The organism is Paenibacillus xanthanilyticus (assembly GCF_042682185.1).
Lineage (GTDB): Bacteria > Bacillota > Bacilli > Paenibacillales > Paenibacillaceae > Paenibacillus_Z > Paenibacillus_Z xanthanilyticus.
Genome location: NZ_JBHUHA010000002.1, coordinates 2,583,228 through 2,607,294, shown reverse-complemented (window position 1 = coordinate 2,607,294; position 24,067 = coordinate 2,583,228). Strand labels below are relative to the sequence as shown.

The window sequence follows — 24,067 nt, the reverse complement described above, 5'->3', positions numbered from 1 at the left end:
ACGGCCGGCCCGCCAATAGCTGGAGAACGCAAACAAGAGGCTGCCGGATGGCAGCCTCTTGTTGTTGGAGCTATATTCGGAGCGGGGGCGGTTAGGATTTGTCGCCCTTGTCCGCCTGGTACAGGCTCATCAAATGCTGCACCTCGCCGCGGCTCTCGCGGATATCGGCCGTGATGTCCTGCTGGTTCGCGCTTTGCTCGCCGACCGTCGCCGACAATTGATCGAGCGTCGCCGACAGCTCTTCGATGAAAGCCGCGAAATCGGCGGTGGCCGTCTTCACATGGGCCGATTTCGAGCCGATGGACTTGGTCTGCTCGTGATTGTGCTTGATGGTCTCCGTTAAGATGCCGATGGCCGCTTCGATCGTGCGGAACGTGCCGCGCGTCTGATCGGTCATGTCGACCGATTGGGTCATCTGCTCCACGTTGCGCGACATCAGCTCCTGAACGGAGCGCGTGTCGAGCTGGATTTTGCCGATCTTGCTCATCATCTCGTCCGCAAGCGCCGTGCTCTGCGCGGCGAGCGAACGAACCTCCTGGGCCACGATCGCGAAGCCGCGCCCGGCTTCGCCCGCGCGCGCCGCCTCGATGCTGGCGTTGAGCGAGAGGATGTTCGTCTGGGCGGAGATGTCGTTGATGGAGCGGACCGAATGCGTCACTTCCGCGATGCTGGCCTGCAGATTCGCCATCTCTTGGTGCATGACCTCGAACGAACCGCTGAACTGCTGCATCGCGCGGGATAGCGCCTCGACGCGCTCGGAGCCGTCCTGGCTCGCCTGCTCGGACTCGGCGGCCTTCTGCTCCAGCGTGTCCGACTGTTCCACCATCCGGGCGACCATCCGGTTCGTCTGCTCGAGCTCTTCGGTGATGTCGCTGATCGTCTGCGCCTGCACGGTCACCCCGGAGGCGATTTCTTGGAAGCCTTGATTGATTTCTTTCATCGATTCGGCGTTTGTGGCGTTCTTATTGAAAATACGCTCGATGTTCCCGGACAACGTCGCCGAAGAGGCGCGCAGCTGTTGCTCGCGTTCTTGCTCGAGACGAAGCAGCTCTTCCGTCGCGGAACGGCTCTCGTCGATGTCGGCGAACATCTGGGAAGCGATCTTCTCCTTCAGGAACAAGATGACGGTGACGACCGTGTACGTCATCAGGTGGATGATGACCGTCCTTGCGGAGCCGTCGAGCATCGGGTCGCCTTGGTGGTACCAGAAGAAAGCGCCGTAGATCAGGAAGCCGGTCCCGAAGTAGGCAAGCATGATGCCTCGGCGCAAATAAATCGATCCGGTCGCGACCAGCATGTACAGCATCATCAGGTTGGACATGGCGGCGCTGCGGAACAAGAAGACGACCACGACGGCGGCCATCAGCACGAGACCCGCGTACGGGAATAGGGCGACGGCGACTTGGCGCCGATTAAGCGCGATGAGTCCGATCACGATCGCGGTGCTGACGAGCATCATGATTTTGAGCGACCAGGGATTGCTTAAAGCGAACTGCGCTAATATGCCCATCACGCTCGCGAACATCAGGGCGGCTCCGGCCAGCCTGTTTTTGCGGCGCATGTCGAGCAGCTGCAGGGTATTCAAATCCATTGCGGTTCCTCCTTGCGCAAAGTAGGTATTACTGCTTGTTATCGGCATTTCGTCCGCGAACGAAGAGATCAACGTGACGCTAAAATGTTCCGATTCATCCTAAGGCTGAAGGCGCTCCGAAGACATGGTACAATGGAGGGAACAAACGTTCCTGGCGGAAGGAGAAATGGAGGCGACATGACGACGACGATCACGATCGCGGTTCGGCCGCTGGTGGAATATGCCTATTCGAGCGGCGATATCGACACGGGATTCCGGACGGCGACGGCGCTGACCGAGGGGACGAAGGCGCACCAGCGGGTACAAAGCCGCTATAGCGAACGGGACCAGAAGGAAGTGTACGTGAAGACCGAGGTGGCGTGCGGGGAGCTGCTCTTCGTCATCGACGGCCGCTGCGACGGCTTGCTGGAGGCCGAGGACGGCGCGATCACGATCGACGAGATCAAGTCCACCTCCGGGGAACTCGCCAATATTGCCGAGGACAGCTATCCGGTGCACTGGGCGCAGGCTTATTGCTACGCCTTCATCGTGGCGCACGAACGGGGCTTGGCGGCGATCGGCGTGCAGTTGACCTACGTGCAGGTGGACAGCGAGGCGGAGAAGCGGTTCAAGCGGGAGCTTACGCTGGCGGAGCTTACGGCGTTCGTGCACGAGACCGTGGAGAAGTACGCGCCGTACGCACGTATGCGCACGGCGCACGAGGCCGCCAGAGACGCGAGCATCCGCGAGCTGCCGTTCCCGTTCCCGGCTTATCGGAGCGGCCAGCGCAAATTCGCCGGCGCCGTCTACAAGTCGATCGAAGCGGGGACGAAGCTGTTCGCCAAGGCGCCGACAGGCACGGGCAAAACGATCTCGACGCTCTTCCCGGCCATCAAAGCCGTCGGCGCGGGCGTGCTCCAGCGGCTCTTCTACCTGACGGCGCGGACGATCACCCGCACGGCGGCGGAGGAAGCGCTGGCGCTCATGGAGACGAAGGGATTGCGGATGCACGCGGTGACGATCACGGCGAAGGAGAAGGTTTGCTTCCAAGAGGAAGTGCGCTGCTCGCCGGAGCACTGCCCGTACGCGGACGGCTATTACGACCGGGTGAACGGGGCCGTGCTGGACATGCTGGAGCACGAGACGATCATGACGCGGACGGTCATCGAGGGATATGCGCGCAAGCACCGGGTATGCCCGTTCGAGTTCTCGCTGGACGCGGCTTACGCGGCGGATGCGGTAATCTGCGATTATAATTACATCTTCGATCCGCGCGTCAGCCTGAAGCGGCAGTTCGAGGAGCAGAAGCGGAAGACGGCGCTGCTCGTCGACGAGGCGCATAACCTGGTCGAACGGGCGCGCGAGATGTATTCCGGGGAGCTTGCGAAAGCCATGTTCCTGGAGCTTGGCCGAACGTTCAAGACGACGGAGCGAGAGGTCGCCGCGGCGGCGAAGGCGGTCAACGACTACTTGCTCGCGCGGCGCAAGGCGATCGGGGAGCGGCTGACGGAGGTGGAGACGGCGAAGCCGGAGCCGCTGCTAGCGCTCGTCGAATCGTTCTCGGCGGCTGCGGAGCGGTACTTGGCCCGGGGCGGGGGCGAAGATGGATCCGAAGCGGGCGCGCAGCTGTTGGACGCATTCTTCGCGGCGCAAGCCTTCCTGCGTACGGCCAAGCTGTACGACGAGGAGCGCCATGTCACGTATACGGAATGCTTCAAGAGCGAAGTGAAGGTCCGGATGTTCTGCCTGGACCCGTCGCAGCAGCTGCGCCAGATGACAAAGGGGTACCGCTCGCAGATTCTATTCTCCGCGACCCTCTCGCCGCTCTCGTATTACATGGACATGCTGGGGGGCGGCGAAGAAGACTACTCTGTCGCGATCCCGTCGCCATTCACGGCCGAGCAGTTGGAGGCGCGCCTCGTGCCGCTCTCGACGCGCTATCAGGACCGGGAGCGGACGCGCGAGCCGCTGGCGGAACTGCTGGCGGAGCAGGCGCGGCGTCACGAAGGGAACGGGTTGTTCTTCTTCCCGTCGTACGCGTACATGGCGGACATCTACGAGCGGTTCGAAGCGCTGCTCGGCCCGCTGATCGAGGAGGGCAAGATCGAAGTCATCGTGCAGCGCACGGCGATGTCGGAGGCGGAGCGGGAGCAATTCCTGGCCAGCTTCCAGGCGGAGCGCGGCGTGCCTTTGTTCGGCTTCGCCGTCATGGGCGGCATTTTCTCCGAAGGGGTCGACCTCGTCGGCGACCGGCTGACGCTCGTCGGCATCGTCGGCGTCGGCCTGCCTCAGATCGGATTCGAGCGGGATTTGCTCAAGGCGCACTTCGACCGGACGCGCGGCAGCGGCTTTGAGTACGCGTACGTCATCCCCGGCATGAACAAGGTGCTGCAGGCGGGCGGGCGGCTCATCCGATCGGAGGACGACCGCGGCACCCTGCTGCTCATCGACGACCGCTACCGTCAGGGGCAATACCGGCGGCTGCTGCCGGAGGAGTGGCGGCAGGATCGGGAGTTTCGTTATGCGGCAGTGGACGAACATGGACAAGAATACCGGCAAGGACGGAGAGGAGACGAGCCATGAAGAGCTCATTGTGGGAAGAAGCGCATGACGACTATTACAAAGGCGAGTTCGACGAGGACACGCTTGCGCGTGTGCAGGAAGCGCTGAAGGTTGTGCTTCCGGCCTCGTATGTCGAGCTGATGAAACGGCGGAATGGATTCCGCTGCGCTCGGAAGTATTTTCCTTGCCCGGAGCCGACGAGCTGGGCGAACAATTCGGTGCAGGTCGACTTTCTCTACGGGATCGGGGAAGATCCGGGTATACTGGACTCCTTGTACTTGCGGAAGGAATGGGGCATTCGCAGCGGCCGAATCGTGCTGCTCTCCGCTGATCCGCCGATGTTTGTCGGGCTCGATTACCGGAGCGCGGGCAAACGGGAGCCGTCGGTTGTCTTTATCGACGTCGAGCGCAAGCAGGACATCCGGCTTGCCGCGACGTTTGCAGCATTTGTAGAAGGCCTCGAATCCAATATTGAAGAAGATGAGCAGCAAGCGGATGGTGTGGTTACCGATGAACAGGAAAGGACGCTCCGCGCCAAGATCGATCAGGCGATGGAGGACGGGAAGCCGGGGGAAATCGACAAGCTGTTCACGACGATTCTCTCGACGAACAGGCAGCTGATCCGTTACATGGTTGAGCGGATGAGGGGGCATGCCAATCCGAAGGTTCATTTATACCTGATGCTGTTCCTGATGTGCTGCGCGGAAGGCGACAACCCGGGGATGATCGAGGACGAAGCTTTGGAGGACATGCTGATCGGTCTTGCGGATTCCCGGAACAAGGATGTGCGTGCGCTCGTCGAATATAGTTTGGAGAAGCTGCGCAAGCGGCTCGGGAATGGCAATTCGCCAGCATGACATGACAAAGAGGGTCCCACGGCTTGAAGCCGATTCGGGACCCTCTCGTTATATAGTCGATTACAGCACCTGCTCCAGGAACCGCGCGGCGCGTTCGCTCTGCGGGCTGGCGAAGAACGTCTCCGGGTCGGCGCGCTCGATGAGCCGGCCGGCGTCGAGGAAGTAGATCGTGTCCGACGCCTCGCGCGCGAACTTCATCTCGTGCGTCACGATCAGCATCGTCATGCCGGAGGACGCAAGGTCGCGGATAACCGCGAGCACTTCCTTGACCATCTCCGGATCGAGCGCCGAGGTCGGCTCGTCGAACAGCATGATATCCGGATCCATCGCCAGCGACCGGGCGATCGCCACGCGCTGCTTCTGGCCGCCGGAGAGCTTCGACGGATAGACGTCGGCTTTCTCGGCGAGACCGACGCGCTCCAGCAGCTGCAGGCCTTTGGCGCGCGCTTCTTCCTTGCTCAGCCCCTTCACGCGCATCGGCGCGAAGGTAATGTTGTCGATGACCGTCATGTGCGGGAACAGGTGAAAATGCTGGAACACCATGCCGATCCGCTGGCGAACCTGGCCCATGTCGGTCTTCGGATCGGTCAGCACGGTGCCGTCGATCGTGATGGAGCCGCTCGTCGGCGTCTCCAGCAGGTTGAGGCAGCGCAGGAAGGTCGATTTGCCCGAGCCGGACGGCCCGATGATGGCGACGACCTCGCCCCGTTCCACCGTGGTCGATATATCGTGAAGGATGGCATTTTTGCCATAGGATTTGTTCAGATGCTCGACTTTAATCACTGCGGCGCATCCTCCTTTCCAGCAGCCCGGCCAGCGACGTTAGCGTCAGGACGAGCACATAGTAGATGGCGCCGACGAGCAGCAATGCTTCGAACGCCTTGAATGTATTGGCCTGCACGACGTTCGCGCGGCGCATCAGATCGGCGACGCCGATGATCGAGACGAGCGACGATTCCTTCACGAGCGCCACGCATTCGTTGACGAGCGCCGGGAGGATGTTCTTCACCGCCTGCGGGAAAATGATGCTGATCATCATCGTCTTGTACGGGATGCCGAGGGCGATCGCCGCTTCGCGCTGCCCTTTGTCCACGGCCATGATGCCCCCGCGGATCGTCTCGGACAAGTAAGCGGCCGAGTTGAGGCCGAACGCGAGACCGGCCGCCAAGAGCGCCGGAATGTCGTAGTTGAACAGCTGCGGCGTCGCGTAGTAGATCAGGAGCAGCTGCAGCAGGAGCGGCGTGCCGCGGAAGATCGACGTGTATACGGTCGCGAACCAGCGCAGCGGCGCGATCGACGAGATTTTGAACAGGGATAGAATGCCGCCCCAGATGAAGCCGAACAGGGCGGAGACGAGCGTGAACAGCAGGGTGACGAAGATGCCTTTGAAAATATAGCCGACATAGCCGCTCAGCACGCTGAAATCGATGCCCTTCTTCGTGCTCTTCACATCGGACTTCGTATTGAACCACTTATCGACGAGCGTCTGCAGCTCGCCGCTGTCTTTCATCTTCTGCAGCTCGGCGTTGAACGCCGGCGTCAATTCCGAACCTTTCGGGAAGGCGATCGCATACCCGAGGTCGTCCGGATTCGGCTCAAGCATCGTGAAGATCAGATCGGGATTGGCGTCCGTATAGCCCGCCGCGACCGCATCCTCGACGATGACCGCATCAAGGCGGCCGGACTTGATCTCTTGAATCAGGTTCGGCAGCTTGTCCAGCTTCTTAATCTCGCCGAGCCCTTCCATCTTCATGACCGCTTCTTCCTGCGTGGAGCCGAGCTGCACGCCGACGCGCTTGCCCTTGAGGGCGTCTTCGGTCGTCAGTCCGCTGTCCTTCAGAGCGACGATCGTGTTGCGCGCCGCGTAGTAGGAATCGGAGAAGTCGATGCTCTGCTTGCGCTCCTCCGTGACGGACATCGCCGACATGACGAAGTCGACGCGCTGCGTCTGGAGGGCGGCGATGAGACCGCTGAAATCCATGCCGGATATTTCGAGCTTGTAGCCCAATCGTTCGGTAATCGCTTTGGCGATCTCGATATCGAGACCGATAATTTCTCCGCCGTTCTTGGCGTCGACGCTTTCGTAAGGCGGGTAATCGGGCGAAGTGCCCATAATGATCGTTTTGCCGTTATCGGAAGTCGATTCTCCCGCGGCCAAGGCCAGCCCGGCATCGCCGGTCAAGCTCGCAAAAAAGCCGCCAAAGCCCGTGCCGCCCGCGATTCCCGTGACGAGAATTAGCGCGGCGAGCGGGGTGACGACCCATTTTAACCATCTGCTCATTGGATTGTCCTCTTCTGTATAAAGTCTGTATAAATATGCGCACTTGAATACTATACCCAAATCGAACGCAACTCTCAACACCGGATAATGTTACCAATGTGTGTCCGCTTTGACGGATGCATCGATTTTAGCCGAGTGTCGCATCAACGTGAAAAAGCCTGTAACGGCGGGCCTCGGCGAATATTTCGACAACGTTACGGAGGACGGGGCGTCAGCGCGATCGGCCTGCCGAAGGGCGCTGACGGTCAAGGCGGCAGGGGCAGGCGAGCGGCGCGGAACGTCGAACAATGGTGGCGTATTCGGACGCATTTTGACAACCGCAGGTACGCTAGAACTACAGCAAAACAGGGAAAAGGGATCGATGTACACCACACCGATCATCGCCTATACTATCGGCAAGTGATAAAAATTAAACCGGTTATACTTTCAAGCCGTTCCAACTCCGCTCCTATTCAAACCACTCTTGCTTTTCGGCCCATATTCCGCCAATTATTCGATCCCAAAAGTTAAACCGGTTTTATTTTAGTTCCCTTGAAAGTAGTCACGACTGATTATTTTATGCACAAGGAGCAATCGCGCTAATGAAAGCCAGCATTTACGATGTCGCCAAACGGGCGGGATTGTCGGTCGTCACCGTTTCCCGTGTCCTTAACAACGAATCGACCGTGCGAGAGAAGAACCGGCTGAAGGTGCTCGAGGTGATGAAGGAACTGGATTATCACCCGAAGGCGGCGGCGCGCAGCCTGGCGAAGGGGAAGACGAACCTGATCGGCATGATGCTCTCGACGCTGGACGATTCCTTCTTCGACGCCGTCATCAAGGAAATTAGCGACCGTCTCGCGGCCAAAGGGTATTACCTGACGCTGGCGGTCGATTCCGACCTGTCGCCGATGCTGTTCCAGGAAGATCGCGTCGACGGGGTCATCCTGCTCTCGCCACTCAACGAAATCGCGTACATGCGCGAGCTCGACAAGCGCAAAATTCCGTATATCCTGATCGACCATCAGCACCCCGCCCCGTCGGTATCGAGCATCGTCGTGGACAACTATGCCGGCAGCGTCATCGCCGCGAACCATCTGCTCGAGCTCGGCCATAAAGAGATCGCGCATATCACGGGGCCGCCGCTTTTCTTGAGCAGCCGGGAACGCGAACGCGGCTTCCGGCACGCCATGCAAGAAGCGGGTCTTGCGCCCTTCGCGGTCCTGCCGGGCGAGTTCCAGATCGCCTCCGGCCTCGAGGCCGCCGACCGCTGGCTCGCCACGGGCCGACTGCCGACGGCCGTGTTCGCCGCCGACGACTACACGGCGATCGGCGTCATCTGCGCCTTGCAGGCGGCAGGCGTGCGGGTCCCGCAGGACGTGTCGGTGATCGGCTTCGACGACCAAGTGATCGCGTCCCAATATCGCCCGGCGCTCACCACGATCCGGCAGCCGGCCGAGCCCATCGGCCGGCAGGCGGTGGACATCATGCTCGCCACGCTCCAGGGCGAGCTCCCGGCTCCGGCGAAGGTCGAGCTCAAACCGGAGCTCGTCGTCCGCGCCTCGACGGCAAAGCCGAGGGGGATGGGGGAGGAACGCCGCCAGTGAGCCTTGTTCGAAAGCAACCGCTTGCCACCAACCTAAAGTGCCCGAACGAAACGGGAGTCCAGAGGGCAGCGCCCTTGGAGCCCCCTCGGCGGAGGGGGTGGGGGGAGGCAGACTCTGGGAGGCGGACTTTGGGGGAGGCAACTTTTTAAGGAGGTGATGCCCACCTAATCAAGGGGGATAAAGAAAGCGCGTAACGATCGAATTCGTCATCCTATCATCGAATCCAAGGAGGCAAGTTAATGAAAATGAAATTTAAGGTGCTCCTGTTAAGCGGACTTTGTCTATCGCTCCTGCCGGTCGGCGCGGCCATGGCGGCCGGCGAAGCCAAGCCGTTCCCGCAGCATACGACGTACACGGCCGGCACGATCAAGCCGAGCAACGTGACCCAGACGACGATGGACAACGCGGTGAAGAGCAAGTGGACCACGTGGAAGACCAACTACTTGAAACCGGCGGGTACAGGGAAATATTACGTGAAATACAACAGCGCGGGCGAGACGGTGTCGGAAGCGCACGGCTACGGCATGCTGCTCGCCGTCATGATGGCCGGGGCGGACGTGAGCGCGCAGACGTATTTCGACGGGCTGTACCGGTATTTCCGCGAGCATCCGAGCGCGATCAACGCGAATTTGATGGCGTGGAAGCAGAACAGCAGCTTCCAGAACATCGAAGGCGAGGATTCCGCCACCGACGGCGACATGGACATCGCCTACTCGCTGCTGCTGGCGCATCGTCAGTGGGGCAGCGCGGGGGCGATCAACTATTTGGCCGAGGCGAAGAAGGTCATTAACGCCATTATGCAGAGTGACGTGAACCAGACCCGCTGGACGCTGCGGCTCGGCGACTGGGCGACGAGCGGCAACTGGGGCAGTGCGACGCGTCCGTCGGACTTTATGCTGAACCATATGAAGGCGTTCAAAGCCGCGACCGGCGATGCCAAATGGGATAATGTCACGAATCAAACGTACGCCATCATCAACAGCATTTTCGCCAACAACAGCTCCACGACGGGACTGATGCCGGATTTCGTCATCTATCAGAACAACGCGTTCGTGCCAGCGCCGGCCAACTTCCTGGAGAGCGGCAACGACGGCAGTTACTATTACAATTCGTGCCGCACGCCGTGGCGGATCGCGACCGACTATCTCATCAGCGGCGACAACCGGGCGCTGAACCAGCTGAATAAGCTGAACAGCTGGATCAAAACGAAGACCTCGAATAATGCGAACAACATCATGGATGGTTATACGCTAAGCGGCACCACCGTAGGCGGTTATAACAGCGGCGCGTTCTACGCCCCGTTCGGCGTCAGCGCGATGACGAGCTCGGCCAACCAAAGCTGGCTCAATTCGATCTGGACGAAGACGGCGGGCAGTGCGTCGGAAGGCTACTACGAAGACAGCATCAAGCTGTTCTCCATGCTGGTCATGTCGTCGAACTGGTGGACGTACTGACGTAGTCAAGCGAAGGCGCAGCGCCATGCACCCCTCGGCAAACCGGGCCCTATCGGGGCAGCGGCAGTTGCAGAGGGGTGTTTTGGCGTTGAATCAAGCGGGCGGCGATGCTTTGGCCGCGATCTTCCGGAAGATGGTTCCCAATCGCCCCCAATTCCCTTATGATGAGGGAGCAGGTAAGAGCATTGTAAGATTTTCGCAACTCGCATCGGGCATGCGCATATTGGGATGGAAGGGGCGGATGGCAGTGGAACGATGGGAGACGGCGGCGGCCGATTTTTTGCTGGCGTGGACAAGCCGCAGAGACGTGATCGGCGCAATGCTGTGCGGCAGCTATATTACGGGTAACCCTTCCCGCCGCTCGGATTTGGACATTCATCTCATCTTGTCGGAGGATGCCGAGAGCCGGGAGCGCGGCAATCTCGTCCGGGGCGGCCTCATGATCGAATATTTCCTGAATCCGGCGCAGCAGATTCGCGCGTATTTCCGGCAGGATTTCGAGGCGGGCAGCACGATGTCGATGGTGCAGTTCGCCACGGGACGGATCGTGTACGATCCGTCCGGCGTCACGAACGCGCTCAAGGCGGAGGCGAAGGCGTGGTTGGCGAAGGAGCGGGAGGGCTTGACCGGCGCGGAGCTGGAGCTGGCGAAATACGCGATATGGGACGATATGGACAATGTGCTGGACAGCTACGAGCAGCGAAGGCCCGACTATTCGTTCGTCTGCCAGCAGGCGATGATGCGCCTGTTCCAGACGTACAGCCGTTACCTCAAGCTCGCTTCGACGCCGCATCATCAGGTGCTGGCTTATTTGAAGGATCCCCGGTATGTGGGCAAATATTTGGCGCCGCCCTTCCCGGATGAAGAATTCGCGCGCAAGATGGTGCGTCTCATCCAGGACAACGATCCGTACCGGCAGGTGCAGGAGTACGAACAGCTGGTGCAGCACGTGCTTCGTCAGATGGGCGGGTTCGATCCGAACGGCTGGCATTTGCGCACGCCGCTGCGTTTGTAATAGGATGGCGTCGGGGAGACAAAGGACTTTCGGCGAACCGATTGGTTAAACATAGAGCAAGGCGCCTGGGGTCGGTCCCATGGCGCCTTGCTTCGTTCATGGGCGGCCGCGCGGGGCATGTCGGGGCGCTGCGCGTTATTCGCCCCAAGGCACGTCCGCTTGCGAACCGTCCTCGTATTTCGCATGATAATAGAAAAAGAGTTCAGCGCTCGAACAAGGAGGACGCCTCATGACCATCGCAATGCGCAACGTCGGATTGTTCGCCCACGTCGACGCCGGCAAAACCACGACGACGGAGCATATGCTTCACTTGAGCGGCCAGCTGCGCGCCCCTGGCAGCGTGGACAGCGGAACCACGCAGACCGACTGGCTGGACGTGGAGCGGGAGCGCGGCATCTCCGTCAGGGCGGCCGTCACGCGTCTGCAGTGGGACGGGGTGCCGATCAATCTGGTCGATACGCCGGGGCACGTCGATTTCCTGTCCGAGGTGGAACGGACGCTGCGCGTCATGGACGGCGCCGTGCTGATCGTCTCGGCGGTTGAAGGCGTGCAGGCGCAGACCGAGGTAATCTGGGACGCGCTGCGCCAGCTCGGCATTCCGACCTTGATTTATATGAATAAAATGGACCGGATCGGCGCGGACCCGGATGCCGTGCTCGCGCAAATCCGGCGGCTGCTGTCGCCGCAGGCGGCGCCGCTCGTCTCGCCGGACGGGAAGGAGAGCGGGTTCGCCGGCACGACGCCGCTGCTCAGCGGAGTGGGCGGCTTCGCGACCGGGGCAGCCGGCTACCGGGAGCTGCTTGAAGAAGCCGTCGCCGAAGGCGACGAGGCGGCGATGGAAGCCTATCTTGCGGAAGGCGGCCTGACGGACGGGCAACTCGAAGCGGCGCTGCCCGAACTCGTGCGCCGGCGCGCGCTGTTCCCCGTGCTCTTCGGGGCGTCGAGCCGCGGCATCGGGGTGAAGGAGCTGCTGGATGCGGTCGTCGCGCTGCTGCCCTCGCCCCAAGGCTCGTCGGAGCGTCCCGTGTCGGGCGTCGTGTTCAAGATCGAGCGCGATCCCGCCATGGGCCGCATCGCTTACGTGCGGCTGTACGACGGCGCGATCCGCAACCGGGATACGGTGCGTAATCATTCGCGGGAGCTGGAGGAGAAGGTGACGCAGATCCGCCGTCTGAACGGCCGGAAGACGGAGGATACCGGCCAACTGGAGGCGGGGGACATCGCTGCCGTGTACGGCTGGAGCCGGGCGCGGATCGGCGACGTGCTCGGGACGGACGCCGCCGTCCCCGGCGAACGCCGGCTCGCGGTGCCGCTGCTGACCGTACAGGCGCGGTGGAAGAACGACGCGGACTATCCCGCCGTCATCGCGGCCTTCCAGGAGCTGGCCGACGAGGATCCGCAGCTGGATCTGCAGTGGCTGCCGGAGGAGAGGGAGCTGCACGTGAAGGTGATGGGCACCATCCAGATGGAGGTGCTGGCGCATGTCATGCGCAGCCGGTTCAAGCTCGAGGTCGCCTTCGACGAGCCGACCGTTATTTATAAGGAGACGCCCGCCGCGCCCGGGGAAGGGTTCGTGGCCTACCTGGCGCCGAAGCCGTGCTGGGCGATCCTGCGCTTTCGCATCGAGCCGGGCCCGCGCGGCAGCGGTATCCGCTACCGCTCCCTCGTGCGAGGGGAGCGGCTGCTCGAGAGCTATCAGCACGAGGTGGCGCGGCGCGTGCCCGAAGCGCTCCAGCAGGGGCTGCTTGGCTGGGAGGTCACGGATGCCGAGATTACGCTGGTCGAGGGCGAGCATCATGTGTGGCACACGCATCCGCTCGATTTCGTCATCGCGACGCCGATGGGCATCATGGACGGGTTGGCGAACACGGGCACGAAGCTGCTGGAGCCGCTTCTTCGCTTCCGGCTGTCCGTGCCGGAGAAGTACGGCGGGAAGCTGATGAACGAGCTCATGCTCATGCGGGCGGTATTCGAACCGCCTGCGGTACAGGGCGAACGGATGGAGATCGAAGGCATGCTGCCGGTGGCGACCTCGCTCGATTTTCCGGCCAGGCTCGGGTCGTTGACCAAAGGACGCGGGACGTTGTCCGCTTCGTTCGCCGGCTACCAGGAGAGTCCGCCGGACGTACGGGCCGAGCGGCGAAGAAGGGGCGTCGATCCGCGGGACCAGGCGAAGTATATCCTTACGGCTCGCAGCGCGTTAGCTAGCCAGTAACCATGCCCGATTATGGGAAAAAATTAACGATGGAATCCCTATTTCACTATGATACACTGGCACTAGAATAACTAGAGGCGGTGTACATCCATGTCGGAATGTCGGAGCTGCCTGCCCGGAGAACTGCATTATCGGGTGACGGCGGGAACGGGCGCAAATGAAAATGTGATGCAGGAAATCTTGCCGTTCATGCGGGCTGCGGGCGTTATAGCCAAGGAAGAGGAAGGCATGGTTACGGTCCGCGAATCGGGCATGGCGGATTTCATAGACTTTTGCCGGGATCATATGGATACGTCGCGGATGACGTTCCAGCTGGACGGAGAGGGCGAGCAACGGCCGTTCGAGGCGCTGGCGCCGCTGCTGGACGCGCGGTGGATCGATTCCATCGTCTTTGAGGGGCGCGTCGTGCCGTATTGCCAGCCGATTCTGGACCGGGAGGGCAAGCTGTTCGCGCACGAAATATTGTCCCGGTTCGCGCGGGAGGACGGGACGCTGGCGCCGCCGGGCGAAGTGTTCCGGGCCGCGAAGGCGCGGGGACGGCTGTTCGCGCTCGATCGGGTGTGCCGCATGTCGGCCGTGAAGTGCGCCGAGCTGCCGGGCAAAGTATTCATCAACTTCATCCCTACGTCGATCTATGCGCCGGAGCATTGCTTGCGGTCCACGGTCGCGCTGGCCGGGGAGCTTGGCATCGATCCGTCTCGCTTCGTCTTCGAAGTGGTGGAGACCGAATACGTGGAGGACCTGAACCATCTGAAGCGCATTCTCGATTATTATCGCCAGCGGGGCTTCCAGTATGCGCTGGACGACGTGGGCGAAGGCTTCAGCACGGTGGAGATGCTGCGCGAGCTTCGGCCGCATTACATGAAGCTCGACATGGGCTATGTGCGCGGCGTGGCGGACGATCCGCAGAAGCAGGAAGTCGCGCTCAAGATGCTCGCTGCCGCGCGCGAGACCGGCGCCGTGCCCCTGGCGGAAGGCGTAGAGGCGCCGGAGGATTATGACTGGCTGCGCCAAGCGGGATTCGAGCTATTTCAAGGTTATCTGTTCGGCAAGCCTGCGCCTGTTGCGAAGGAGCAGGGTTAACGTCGTTCAAGACGGGAGATGAAGGCATGGCCGTAAGCCGCGAAACAATCGGGCAAGTCGGAATGGAACTCATTTGGAAGCGGAAGTGGCATCCGAGCGGAACGCGTGTCCGGGCACCACGGACGAACGGTCTGCCGGACAGCAGGCTGGCCGCCTACTTGGACTATCACCCGGATGCGATCATTCTGCTGAACCGCGAAGGAATGATACTGCGCGTCAACCGTACCTTCGAAACGATGTTCGGTTATACGAGAGAAGAGGTCGAGCACACGCTCGCGTACGAATGCCCGATCGTGCCGGCATCCGAGCTGCCCGGCATCGCGGATCGGCACGCCCGGGCGCTGAACGGCGAGATGGTCGCCGGCGTCGAGACCGTGCGTATCGCGAAGGATGGCCAAAAGGTCGATGTCGTCGTGACCGTAAGGCCGCTGGTACGCGGCGAAGACGGCGACGACATCTGGATCGCCGAGTTCCGCGACGTCACGTGGCAGCGCGATTGAGCTGTCACCGAATATGAACAATTTCGCCATCAAGTCGCCACCTGCAGGCCCCGGAAGACGGGGCCTCTTTGTTATATAATGGGGATAATTCCGGTGGGACGCCAGAGGCCCCTCCGACAACCAACAAGAGAAGGTGACCGAAGTGGAGCAGTGTGAGACGGCTCGGCATGAAGAGCTGGCCGAGGAAGCGGTACGCTTCATCGAGAGCTGTTACCGGGAGCTTGGCCGCACGGAGCTGGAGACGGCGGCAAGGGTGAGCGACGTGCGCGCCTCTATTGCGCGTGCAGGCACCTATACGCATACGCCGGAGGAGCTAGTCCACGGCGCCAAAATGGCGTGGCGCAACAGCAACCGGTGCATCGGGCGGCTATTCTGGGAGACGCTGCACGTCTTCGACGCGCGCGGCGTCGCGGATAGCGACGGCATGGCGGAGGCGATCTACCGCCATATGGCGTACGCGACGAACGAAGGCCGCGTACGTCCGGCCATCACGATCTTCGCCCCGGCAGACGCGAACGGCGCGGGACCGCGGATCTGGAACGCGCAGCTCGTCCGCTACGCGGGCTACGAGCGGGCGGATGGGACGGTGCTCGGCGATCCCATATCGGTCGGACTGACGAAGCGGTGCGAGGCGATGGGCTGGCGCGGAGCGGGCACCGCGTTCGACGTACTGCCGCTCATCCTGCAAGCGGGCGGCGGCGCGCCGAAGCTGTACGAGATGCCGGAGGAGCTCGTGCTGGAGGTGCCGCTGCGCCACCCGGACCTCCCGGCGTTCGGGGAGCTGGGGCTCAAATGGTACGCCGTCCCGTTCGTCGCGAACATGCGGCTTGCGATCGGCGGCCTGTCGTACACGGCGGCGCCGTTCAACGGCTGGTACATGGGGACGGAGATCGGCGCACGCAACCTCGCCGACGGCTTCCGCTACAACCTGCTGCCGCGCATGGCGGAGCTGATGGGGCTGGATACGCGGAGCGAGGCGACGCTGTGGCGGGACAAGGCGCTCGTGGAGCTGAACGCGGCCGTGCTCCATTCGTACAAGGAGCAAGGCGTCTCGATCGTCGACCACCATACGGCGGCCAAGCAGTTCGCCCGGTTCGAGGAGCAGGAGGCGCAGAAAGGCCGCGACGTCACCGGACGGTGGTCGTGGTTGATCCCGCCGCTCTCCCCGGCGACGACGCACGTGTTCCACAGCCGCTACGATGCCACCGAGCGGACGCCGAATTATTTTGCGCAGGATGAGATGGCTTAACGCCAGGGAAATGAACAAGGCAGTGCCAGCGGAGAGCTGCCACTGCCTTTTGTTCTCTTGTACGCAAGAGTAAGCTTTGTCCGTAAGGACAAGAGCGTGCCGCGCACGAAAGCAACCGCCGACCACCAAACGACCACATTTTCGCGAAAAGGGAGTCCAGAGGGCAAAGCCCTTGGATCCCCCTCGGCGGAGGGGGTGGGGGGAGGTAGAATTGGGGGTGAGGAAAATCAAAGGTGAGGGGGACCCCCCTACTCTAGATACAGCTTCTTCAATTGCGCGCGCTTCTCCGCCGTCAGGCCAATCGCCTTCTCCAGGAAGCCGTCCACCGAGCCGTACGTCTTGTCGATCTCATCGAACGCCGCTTCGATATATTCCGGACGCACGTCCATGAGCGCCTTGAATACCTCGATCGTCTTCTCGTCCGTCAGCTTCAGCTGCTTCACGATGCCGTCGACCGCCGCTTTGTTATACGCCTCGCGGTAGGTGTTGCTGAGCAGGAAATCCTCCACGACCGTCTCCTTCGGCACGCCGAGCGCGAGCAGGATGAGCGCCGAGCCGAAGCCCGTGCGGTCTTTGCCGGCGGTGCAGTGCTGGACCAATGCTTGGTTCGCCGGATCGAGGATCAGCTCGAAGAGCGTCTTGAACGCTTCCGGATTTTGCACCATTTGGCGATTGGCCTGAATCAGCAAGTCGCCCGGCTCGCCTAGTTGGTCGAGATGGCCGGAGCTGATGAGCGAGACGATGTCCGTGCCGCTGCTGTCGTCGCCGCTGCCTTCGGCTTCGTTGAACGCGGGATTGCTCACGTACGTCACGCCGGCGATGACCGGGTCCGGCTTGGCCTTCACTTCGCTGCTCGTCCGGTAGTCGACGTTGGTCTTGAGCCCGAGCTTCTGCAAGAAGGCGATGTCGGCTTCCGTCAGCGCGGCCATCTCGTCGGCGCGGAACAGCTTGCCCCACTTGACGGTGCGTCCGTCCGTCGTGCGGTAGCCGCCGAGATCGCGGAAGTTCGTGACGCCCTTCAGCGGCAGCTTGCGTTCCGAGGTGACGATGGTCGCGCCGCTTCCGCCTTTGATTTTGAAATAAACCGGGCTGCCCGGGCTCGGATCGGCCGCTGCGAAGCCGTTGTACCGCGCGTACGTCTTGGCGAGCTCTTTCCAACCGCCATTCGGGCTGGTGCTCCAATAGACTTTCGCGGCGCCGAGGTCGGCGCTTGCGTTCCAGCGGATGAGGAGCGAGCCGTCGGCCTTGCGGACGACGCTGGCGTCGGTGAAGGCGCCTTGCTTCGTCGCGGCGGTAACGGCATTGGCGGCGGGAACGGCGGTTTTCCCGGCCGCGAAGGCGGCCGCGGGAGTGAGGGAGAAGGCGATCGCTGCGCTGAGCAGCACGGATTTTTTCAGCATGGTGAACAATTCCTCCATTATATAGGTATGTGTGGGTATGTAACCGGTATACAAGTTGTATTATGCGGACGGTATGTTTCCGGATCGTCAAGGACATGTGTAGGTTTCGTTAAACGGGGGCTTGCTTGCAAGCGGGCGGGACAAAACGTACAATTTTGTTAACAGATCGTGGAAATGAGGATTGGAGAATGACGATTTCATTGGCGGATCACATCTATGCCGGGCTGCGCGCCAAATTGGTGCAGGCGGAGCTTATGCCGGGGATGCTGCTGTCCGAGAACGAGCTGGCCGCCGAATTCGGCATGAGCCGGACGCCGGTGCGCACGGCGCTGTCGCGGCTGGAGACGGAAGGGTTCGTCGTGTCGCTGAAGAATCGCGGCATTCTGGTCAAGGAGCTCTCCGGCAAGGCGGTGCTCGATATGTTCGAGACGATCGCCGGCATGCAGGCGTTCACCGCCGAGACCATCGTGCAGCGGGGCGGAGGCTTCAACATTCCGGCGATGGAGCAGACGCTGGAGCAGCAGCGTGCGGCGACGGCGCGAGGCGATTACGCGGCGCATATGGAGCATTCGCTAGCTTTCACAACCCTTTACTTGGCGGCATCGAACAACCAATTCATGCTAAAAATCATGGAAGAGTGCCGGGACAAGCTGATGATGGCCGCGATCGTGAATTTCAAGCGCACCCCGCATCAGGAGCACTTCTCGTCCGATGCGGTGAACGAGCGGATGATGGAGCTGATCAAGGCGGGCGACTACGGCGCGCTGCGGCAAGCGGCGCTGGACAGCTACGCAGCCGTCCGGGAGCGGGCGTTCCGGGCGGGACACTTTTAACGAAGAATCGGGGATGAGGAACATGACGGGGAAAATCAAATTCGGGATCGTGGGCGGCGGCTGGCGCGCCGAGTTTTATTTGCGCATCGCCGAGGCGATGCCGGAGCGGTTCGAAATTACGCGGATGCTCGTCCGCAGCGAGGAGAAGGGCACGGCGCTGACGGCGCGGTGGGGCGTGCCGACGGTGCGGGATATGGAGGCATTCCTGCGGAGCCGGGATTTCGCCTTTGCGGTCGTATCGGTCTCGAGGAGCGTCTGCCCGGATTACATCGCGGCGCTGGCGGAGGCCGGCGTGCCGGTGTTAGCGGAGACGCCGCCGGCCGAGGGACTGGACGAGCTGCTCGCGCTTCACGCGCGCATCGGCGCCGCCGCGCGGGTCCAGGTGGCGGAGCAGTATTTGTTCCAGCCGATGCATGCGGCACGGCTGGCGGTAGTCCGCTCGGGCAAGCTGGGCGAGGTGTCGCACGTGCAGGTGTCGTCGGCGCACGCGTATCATGGCGTAAGCTTGATCCGCCAGTTCCTTGGCCTTGGCTTCGAGGACGCGGTCATCCGGGGCGAGCGGTTCAGCGCGCCCTTGATCGGCGGACCGGGCCGCGGCGGGCCTCCGGCGTCGGAGACGGTGGCCGATTCGGTGCAGGACTTGGCGATTTTCCGCTTCGACGATGGGCGCGCGGCGGTGTTCGATTTTGCCAAGGAGCAATATTTCTCCTGGATTCGGAGCAACCGCCTGCTCGTACGCGGGGGGCGCGGCGAGATTAAGGACGACGAGGTCCGCTATCTGGCGGATTACCGGACGCCGCTTCGGATGGCGCTGACACGGGTAGATACAGGGCACGGCGGCAATTTGGAAGGCTATTACCATGCGGGCGTGACGCTCGGAGCGGAGTGGGCGTACCGCAATCCGTTCGCGCCCGGCCGGCTCTCGGACGATGAAATCGCGATCGCGACGGTGCTCGCGCGCATGGGCGAGTATGCGGAAGGCGGCCCTTCCTTCTACAGCTTCGCGGAGGCGGCGCAGGATCATTATTTGTCGCTGATGATGCAGCAGGCGCTTGAGACGGGCGAAACAGTCCGCACGAAGGCTATGCCGTGGGCAATTCGGGAATAAAGGGTCTTATGGATGCTTTTGTGGTACGATAAAGGGAGCTGTGGGCTTGTTATCGGAGCGTATGAGCAAGAATAGATAAATGAGGTGGCCATTTTGGCGGATTTTGTACAACTAGGGATATCACAGGAGCAGGCGGCGGCGCTGCGCAGCGGAGGCATCGTGGAGCCGACGCCGATTCAGGAGGGCGCGATTCCGGTCATTCTGCGCGGGGAGGACGTCGTATGCCAAGCGCAGACCGGGACGGGCAAGACGCTCGCGTTCCTGCTGCCGATGCTGGCGAAGCTCGATCCGAAGAAGCCGAAGCTGCAGGGACTCATCCTGACGCCGACGCGCGAGCTTGCGCTGCAGATCACGACGGAGCTCAAGCGTTGGCTGGATAAGGAAGCCGGCTTCCGCGTGCTCGCGGTCTACGGCGGTCAAGACGTCGAAGCGCAGATGCGCAAGCTCGAGAACGGCGTGCACATCGCGGTGGCGACGCCGGGGCGTCTGCTCGATCACCTGCGCCGGGAGACGATCACGCTCGGGGGCGTGTCGATGCTGGTCCTGGACGAGGCCGATCAAATGCTGCACATGGGCTTCTTGAACGAGGTGGAGCAGATTATTTCGGGCATTCCGACGCGCCGGCAGACGATGCTGTTCTCGGCGACGATGCCGCAGGGCGTCCGCTCGCTCGCGGCGCGCTTCATGCGCGATCCGAAGGACATCACGGTAAAGGCGCCGAAGGTGACGGTCAAAGGCATTCGCCAGCTCGTCATCGAGACGACCGACCGCGGCAAGCAGGATGCGCTCATCCGGATGATGCACGAGAACACACCATATTTGGCGATGATCTTCTGCCGGACCAAGCGCCGCGCGGTCGCGCTGAACGAGGCGCTGCAGGAAGCCGGCTACATGTCGGACGAGCTGCATGGCGACTTGTCGCAGGCGAAGCGCGAGCAGGTCATGAAGCGGTTCCGCGAAGCGAAGCTGCAGTTCTTGGTCGCGACCGATATCGCGGCGCGCGGCCTCGACGTGGAAGGCGTCACGCACGTCTATAACTACGACGTGCCGCATGACGTCGAGAGCTATATCCACCGGATCGGCCGCACGGGCCGCGCCGGCGCGGAAGGGCTCGCGGTGACGTTCGCGACGCCGCGCGACGGGCATGCGGTCGAAGCGATCGAGCGCGGTATCGGGCAGACGCTGGAGCGCCGCCGCGTCGACGGCACGAAGGTCGCGGTTGCGGCCCGGACCGAGAGCAGCTCGGCGAAGGCGGGCGGCAAGCGCCGCGCCGACGACGGCAAAGGCGACCGGAAGCCGCGCCGCGGCGCGGATGCGCCGGGTCGCTCCGGCGGACGCGGCGACCGTGATCGTTCGGCCGGCGGGCGCGCAGGCGCCAAGGGCGGACGCGGCGCGGCAGGCGCCGGACGCAGCGTCGCGCAGCTGGAGGAGACGATCAGCGGCTGGGCGGGACGCCAAGACGCGGCGGCGCGCGCCGAGCGCGGCGAGGCGCCGGTTCGCGGTCGCGCGGCCGGCGGTCGGGCGGCCGGTGGACGTGGCGAGCGTGAAGGCGCGGCCGTCCGCGGCGGCGGTCGGGCTGGGCGTCCGGAAGCGGGCTCGGCTCGCGGACGCGGCGAGCGCGAGGAATCGGCCGGCCGCTCGGGCGGCTGGGCTTTCCGCCAAGAGGCGGGTTCGGCACGCGGCCGCGCGGCGGCGGGCAGCCGCGGCGAGCGTGAGGAGCAGACGGGCCGTGCAGGCGGCTGGGCGCGTCAGGATACCGGCGTTGTGCGCGGCGGGGAGATCGGCGCGACAGGCAAGGCGCGCACGGGCATTTGGGGCGGCGGCCGTGAAGGCGGCGGCGCTCGCGGCGGTTCGGCCCGTCAAGGCGGCGGTTCCGCGGGCGGCCAGAAGAGCGGCCGCGGCTCGGCTCCGGCCGGCGGCAGACGCGGCGGCGGCGCGGCCGGCAAGAGCGGTCGTCCGCAGCGCCGCGGGCGGTAAGCGGTAGGGAACGGCAGAACGCGTGGAACGTCGACATGACGATCCACGCGTTTTTTGGTGTGCGGATCGGGAGCGGCGACGGCCCGGCTCGTGGCGAGTAGCAGCAGCGACCACCGACTATTGGCGACGGAGAAGGCAGTGCCGGAGCAATAGTGACCTCTCTCCAAGCGTTTGGATGACTCTATGATCACGCTCGTTCCTAAGTAGTATCTGAGGCGAAACTGGAAGTAAGCTAAATGCCTTCTGCCGACGTAGGTCCGTCCTTATTTCGCTAGGACCTATCGCCCAATTCGGCGGCGGGCCGTTGCCTTTCGGCGCCCAATGCGGTATTCTCTTCTGCAAAGAACATTTGGGAGGGATGGAAAGATGAGGAAGATGATGGCGCGCAAACGCAAATCCGCTCTCTTTCTTTCCTTTTCCAATGCAACACCAAGGCCAGCCATGGCTTTGGTGTTTTTTATTTCCCTTAAAATCCAGGAGGTGCACGCAATATGGTGAAATACAAACGGGTGCTCATTAAACTAAGCGGCGGCGCGGTCGCCGGCGAGGGCGGTTCGGGCTTCGATCCGGCGCGGATGAACCGCATCGCGGACGAAATCATGTCGGTGCTGGAGCTGGGCGTCGAAGTATCGGTGGTCATCGGCGGGGGGAACATTTTCCGCGGCAATCTGGCCGACAACTGGGGCATCGAGCGCGCGGAGGCGGACAACATCGGGACGCTGGCGACTGTCGTGAACAGCCTCATGATGCGCGGAGTGCTAAAGGCCAAGACGAATCGCGAGGTCCGGGTCATGTCGGCGGTCCCGATCTCGGCCGTGGCCGAGCCGTACATCCGGCTGCGGGCGATCCATCATCTAGAGAAAGGGTATATCGTCATCTTCGCCGGCGGCAACGGCCAGCCGTTCGTGACGACCGATTATCCGTCCGTGCAGCGGGCGATCGAGGTGAACAGCGAGGCGCTCATCGTCGCCAAGCAGGGCGTGGACGGGGTGCTGACGGGGGATCCGAAGAAGGAGCTGCATCTGCGCAAGTTCCGGACGCTGCATTACGACGACGTGCTGCGCCATGATTTGAAGGTGATGGACCAGTCCGCGTTCATTCTGGCGCGCGATTACCGGCTGCCGATCCACGTCGTCGGCTTCGATACGGCCGGATCGCTGCGGGCGGTGTGCGAGGGCCGCGAGGCGGGCACGCTGATCAGCAGCGAGAGCGAGTTGGCCTACGACGACGAATTGCCGGCATAGTCTTGCCAAGCCCAGCCCCTCTTTGGGAGCTGGGCTTCTTTGTGCGCCATGCAACAAACCTACAGCATTGTGCAACAAAGCGAAAAAAGGTAGTTTTGACCAGCGATGGCTTATATGATGGGTTTGAGAGGAGGAGCTGGCCCGTGAAAGTCATATTCGGATCGGACGCGAGCCTCGAGAGGAAGCTCGCCAAAATCATCACCAACCCCGCGGAACAAGCGGACTGGAGCAAAATCGAGCACGCGATTCGCGGCATGGAGCACAAGATTGTCGTCATCAACGCGAAGAACGGCCGCAACGTCGAGGTTGCGCGAAGCGCCATCGCGGTCATTCAATCGGAGGATCGGATGTCCAGCGTGCGTCTCATTACCGGCGAGATGTACCTGTTGAATAAAAGATTGAAATATGTGGAGGAGGAGATGGACCCCGCCGAGTTTCTCAAAATCAACAACCAAACCATCATTAACACCCGGTACATTCAAGAGTTTTTCTCGACGGAGCACGCAAGGGTGGAGGTCATCCTGCAGGATGGGTCGAGCTATTTCGTCAGCCGTCACTATATGAAATCATTTAGGGGGAAACGTTCATGATCAAAGAGTTGAGACAGTCGTTCTTTCAAACCTTCACCTTGACGTCGCTATGGGTCACGCTGCTGCTATCCTTGTTCTATAAGGATCAACCGATCACGACGTCCTATCTGTGGAGCGCCGCGGGCATTGCCTTGATCGCCGCCTTCCTGTTCGGCATGATGTATAACGCGCTGTGGAATTACTTCACGTTGAAGCCGGCGTGGAACATCCTGATCGCCTCGACCTTGAATATCGCCGGCGGCCTTACGATGGTCTGGTTGTTCTCGCGGGAGATGTACGACAGCGTGATCGCGTGGTGGCCGGGCATGCTCGTGTTGTCCCTTGTGCTGCATACGGCGGCCTTCTACTTCTACGCGAAATCAGAAAGCAAGCGGAGCGCCGACGAGCTGAATAAGCGGTTCAAATAGATCGTTCGCGAAAGACTGCTCTTAGGCGGTCTTTTTCAATTTCCGCCGGTCGCCTTCCCCTGGCGCCTGCGCGCGTTGCGCTTTCCTCCCGGCATCGTGTACAATTCTAAATATTAATAGGTTACTTACAAAACTA

The 24,067-nt window shown here is 62.1% G+C and carries 20 protein-coding genes; 16 read left to right on the top strand and 4 right to left on the bottom strand.

Annotation, left to right across the window (positions count from 1 at the left end):
- Positions 1–91: 91 nt before the first annotated feature.
- Positions 92–1,591 carry a methyl-accepting chemotaxis protein gene (locus tag ACFSKT_RS28970; protein ID WP_377719230.1) on the bottom strand — a complete coding sequence of 500 codons (1,500 nt, stop codon included), beginning with the start codon at positions 1,589–1,591 and terminating at the stop codon, positions 92–94.
- A gap of 177 nt (positions 1,592–1,768) precedes the next feature.
- On the opposite strand from ACFSKT_RS28970, the gene ACFSKT_RS28965 reads away from it, so the two are divergent.
- Together ACFSKT_RS28965 and ACFSKT_RS28960 are read left to right on the top strand one after the other, a co-directional pair.
- Entirely contained in the window at positions 1,769–4,153 is a 2,385-nt protein-coding gene (locus ACFSKT_RS28965) for an ATP-dependent DNA helicase (RefSeq protein ID WP_377719229.1), read from the top strand.
- Positions 4,150–4,989: an SMI1/KNR4 family protein gene (locus ACFSKT_RS28960; protein ID WP_377719228.1), complete on the top strand. Its 840-nt coding sequence runs from the start codon at positions 4,150–4,152 to the stop codon at positions 4,987–4,989. Before ACFSKT_RS28965 ends, ACFSKT_RS28960 begins: the two co-directional genes overlap by 4 nt.
- Before the next feature lie 60 nt (positions 4,990–5,049).
- Here ACFSKT_RS28960 and ACFSKT_RS28955 read toward each other — a convergent pair whose 3' ends face one another.
- Together ACFSKT_RS28955 and ACFSKT_RS28950 are read right to left on the bottom strand one after the other, a co-directional pair.
- Positions 5,050–5,772 carry an amino acid ABC transporter ATP-binding protein gene (locus ACFSKT_RS28955; protein ID WP_377719227.1) on the bottom strand — a complete coding sequence of 241 codons (723 nt, stop codon included), beginning with the start codon at positions 5,770–5,772 and terminating at the stop codon, positions 5,050–5,052.
- Positions 5,765–7,270 carry an ABC transporter substrate-binding protein/permease gene (locus tag ACFSKT_RS28950; protein WP_377719226.1) on the bottom strand — a complete coding sequence of 502 codons (1,506 nt, stop codon included), beginning with the start codon at positions 7,268–7,270 and terminating at the stop codon, positions 5,765–5,767. The genes ACFSKT_RS28955 and ACFSKT_RS28950 overlap by 8 nt, the downstream gene beginning before the upstream one ends.
- 109 nt (positions 7,271–7,379) lie before the next feature.
- Between ACFSKT_RS28950 and ACFSKT_RS28945 the strand changes: the two genes are divergently transcribed.
- The 8 genes from ACFSKT_RS28945 to ACFSKT_RS28910 all read left to right on the top strand — a co-directional run bounded on the left by ACFSKT_RS28945 (position 7,380) and on the right by ACFSKT_RS28910 (position 16,372).
- Positions 7,380–7,673: a hypothetical protein gene (locus ACFSKT_RS28945; RefSeq protein WP_377719225.1), complete on the top strand. Its 294-nt coding sequence runs from the start codon at positions 7,380–7,382 to the stop codon at positions 7,671–7,673.
- A gap of 178 nt (positions 7,674–7,851) precedes the next feature.
- Positions 7,852–8,856, top strand: coding sequence for a LacI family DNA-binding transcriptional regulator (locus tag ACFSKT_RS28940; protein ID WP_377719224.1), 1,005 nt, complete (start codon positions 7,852–7,854; stop codon positions 8,854–8,856).
- A gap of 239 nt (positions 8,857–9,095) precedes the next feature.
- Positions 9,096–10,310, top strand: a complete 1,215-nt coding sequence (locus ACFSKT_RS28935; protein ID WP_377719223.1) for a glycosyl hydrolase family 8 — start codon at positions 9,096–9,098, stop codon at positions 10,308–10,310.
- Positions 10,311–10,551: 241 nt separating this feature from the next.
- Positions 10,552–11,325 carry a hypothetical protein gene (locus ACFSKT_RS28930; RefSeq protein ID WP_377719222.1) on the top strand — a complete coding sequence of 258 codons (774 nt, stop codon included), beginning with the start codon at positions 10,552–10,554 and terminating at the stop codon, positions 11,323–11,325.
- 229 nt (positions 11,326–11,554) lie between these two features.
- Complete coding sequence (locus ACFSKT_RS28925) at positions 11,555–13,540, top strand: GTP-binding protein (RefSeq protein ID WP_377719221.1); 1,986 nt, start codon at positions 11,555–11,557, stop codon at positions 13,538–13,540.
- 90 nt (positions 13,541–13,630) lie between these two features.
- On the top strand, positions 13,631–14,623 hold the full coding sequence (locus ACFSKT_RS28920; RefSeq protein ID WP_377719220.1) for an EAL domain-containing protein: 993 nt from the start codon (positions 13,631–13,633) through the stop codon (positions 14,621–14,623).
- Positions 14,624–14,649: 26 nt separating this feature from the next.
- Positions 14,650–15,123: a PAS domain-containing protein gene (locus tag ACFSKT_RS28915; protein ID WP_377719219.1), complete on the top strand. Its 474-nt coding sequence runs from the start codon at positions 14,650–14,652 to the stop codon at positions 15,121–15,123.
- Between the two features lie 142 nt (positions 15,124–15,265).
- Positions 15,266–16,372, top strand: coding sequence for a nitric oxide synthase oxygenase (locus ACFSKT_RS28910; RefSeq protein ID WP_377719218.1), 1,107 nt, complete (start codon positions 15,266–15,268; stop codon positions 16,370–16,372).
- A gap of 248 nt (positions 16,373–16,620) precedes the next feature.
- On the opposite strand, the gene ACFSKT_RS28905 is transcribed toward ACFSKT_RS28910, so the two are convergent.
- Entirely contained in the window at positions 16,621–17,772 is a 1,152-nt protein-coding gene (locus ACFSKT_RS28905) for a tyrosine-protein phosphatase (RefSeq protein ID WP_377719217.1), read from the bottom strand.
- 188 nt (positions 17,773–17,960) lie between these two features.
- Between ACFSKT_RS28905 and ACFSKT_RS28900 the strand changes: the two genes are divergently transcribed.
- From ACFSKT_RS28900 to ACFSKT_RS28875, 6 genes are all read left to right on the top strand, one after another.
- Positions 17,961–18,605: a GntR family transcriptional regulator gene (locus tag ACFSKT_RS28900; protein ID WP_377719216.1), complete on the top strand. Its 645-nt coding sequence runs from the start codon at positions 17,961–17,963 to the stop codon at positions 18,603–18,605.
- A 22-nt stretch (positions 18,606–18,627) separates the two neighbouring features.
- Positions 18,628–19,713: a Gfo/Idh/MocA family protein gene (locus ACFSKT_RS28895; RefSeq protein WP_377719215.1), complete on the top strand. Its 1,086-nt coding sequence runs from the start codon at positions 18,628–18,630 to the stop codon at positions 19,711–19,713.
- A gap of 84 nt (positions 19,714–19,797) precedes the next feature.
- Positions 19,798–21,690, top strand: a complete 1,893-nt coding sequence (locus ACFSKT_RS28890) for a DEAD/DEAH box helicase (protein ID WP_377719214.1) — start codon at positions 19,798–19,800, stop codon at positions 21,688–21,690.
- Positions 21,691–22,181: 491 nt separating this feature from the next.
- A complete protein-coding gene (gene pyrH / locus ACFSKT_RS28885) occupies positions 22,182–22,934 on the top strand; it encodes a UMP kinase (RefSeq protein ID WP_377719213.1) in 753 nt (250 codons plus the stop codon).
- A gap of 143 nt (positions 22,935–23,077) precedes the next feature.
- Positions 23,078–23,524, top strand: coding sequence for a LytTR family DNA-binding domain-containing protein (locus ACFSKT_RS28880; RefSeq protein WP_377719212.1), 447 nt, complete (start codon positions 23,078–23,080; stop codon positions 23,522–23,524).
- The gene (locus tag ACFSKT_RS28875) at positions 23,521–23,931 is read left to right on the top strand and encodes a hypothetical protein (RefSeq protein ID WP_377719211.1); all 411 of its coding nucleotides are present in this window, start codon (positions 23,521–23,523) and stop codon (positions 23,929–23,931) included. The genes ACFSKT_RS28880 and ACFSKT_RS28875 overlap by 4 nt, the downstream gene beginning before the upstream one ends.
- Positions 23,932–24,067 lie beyond the last annotated feature (136 nt).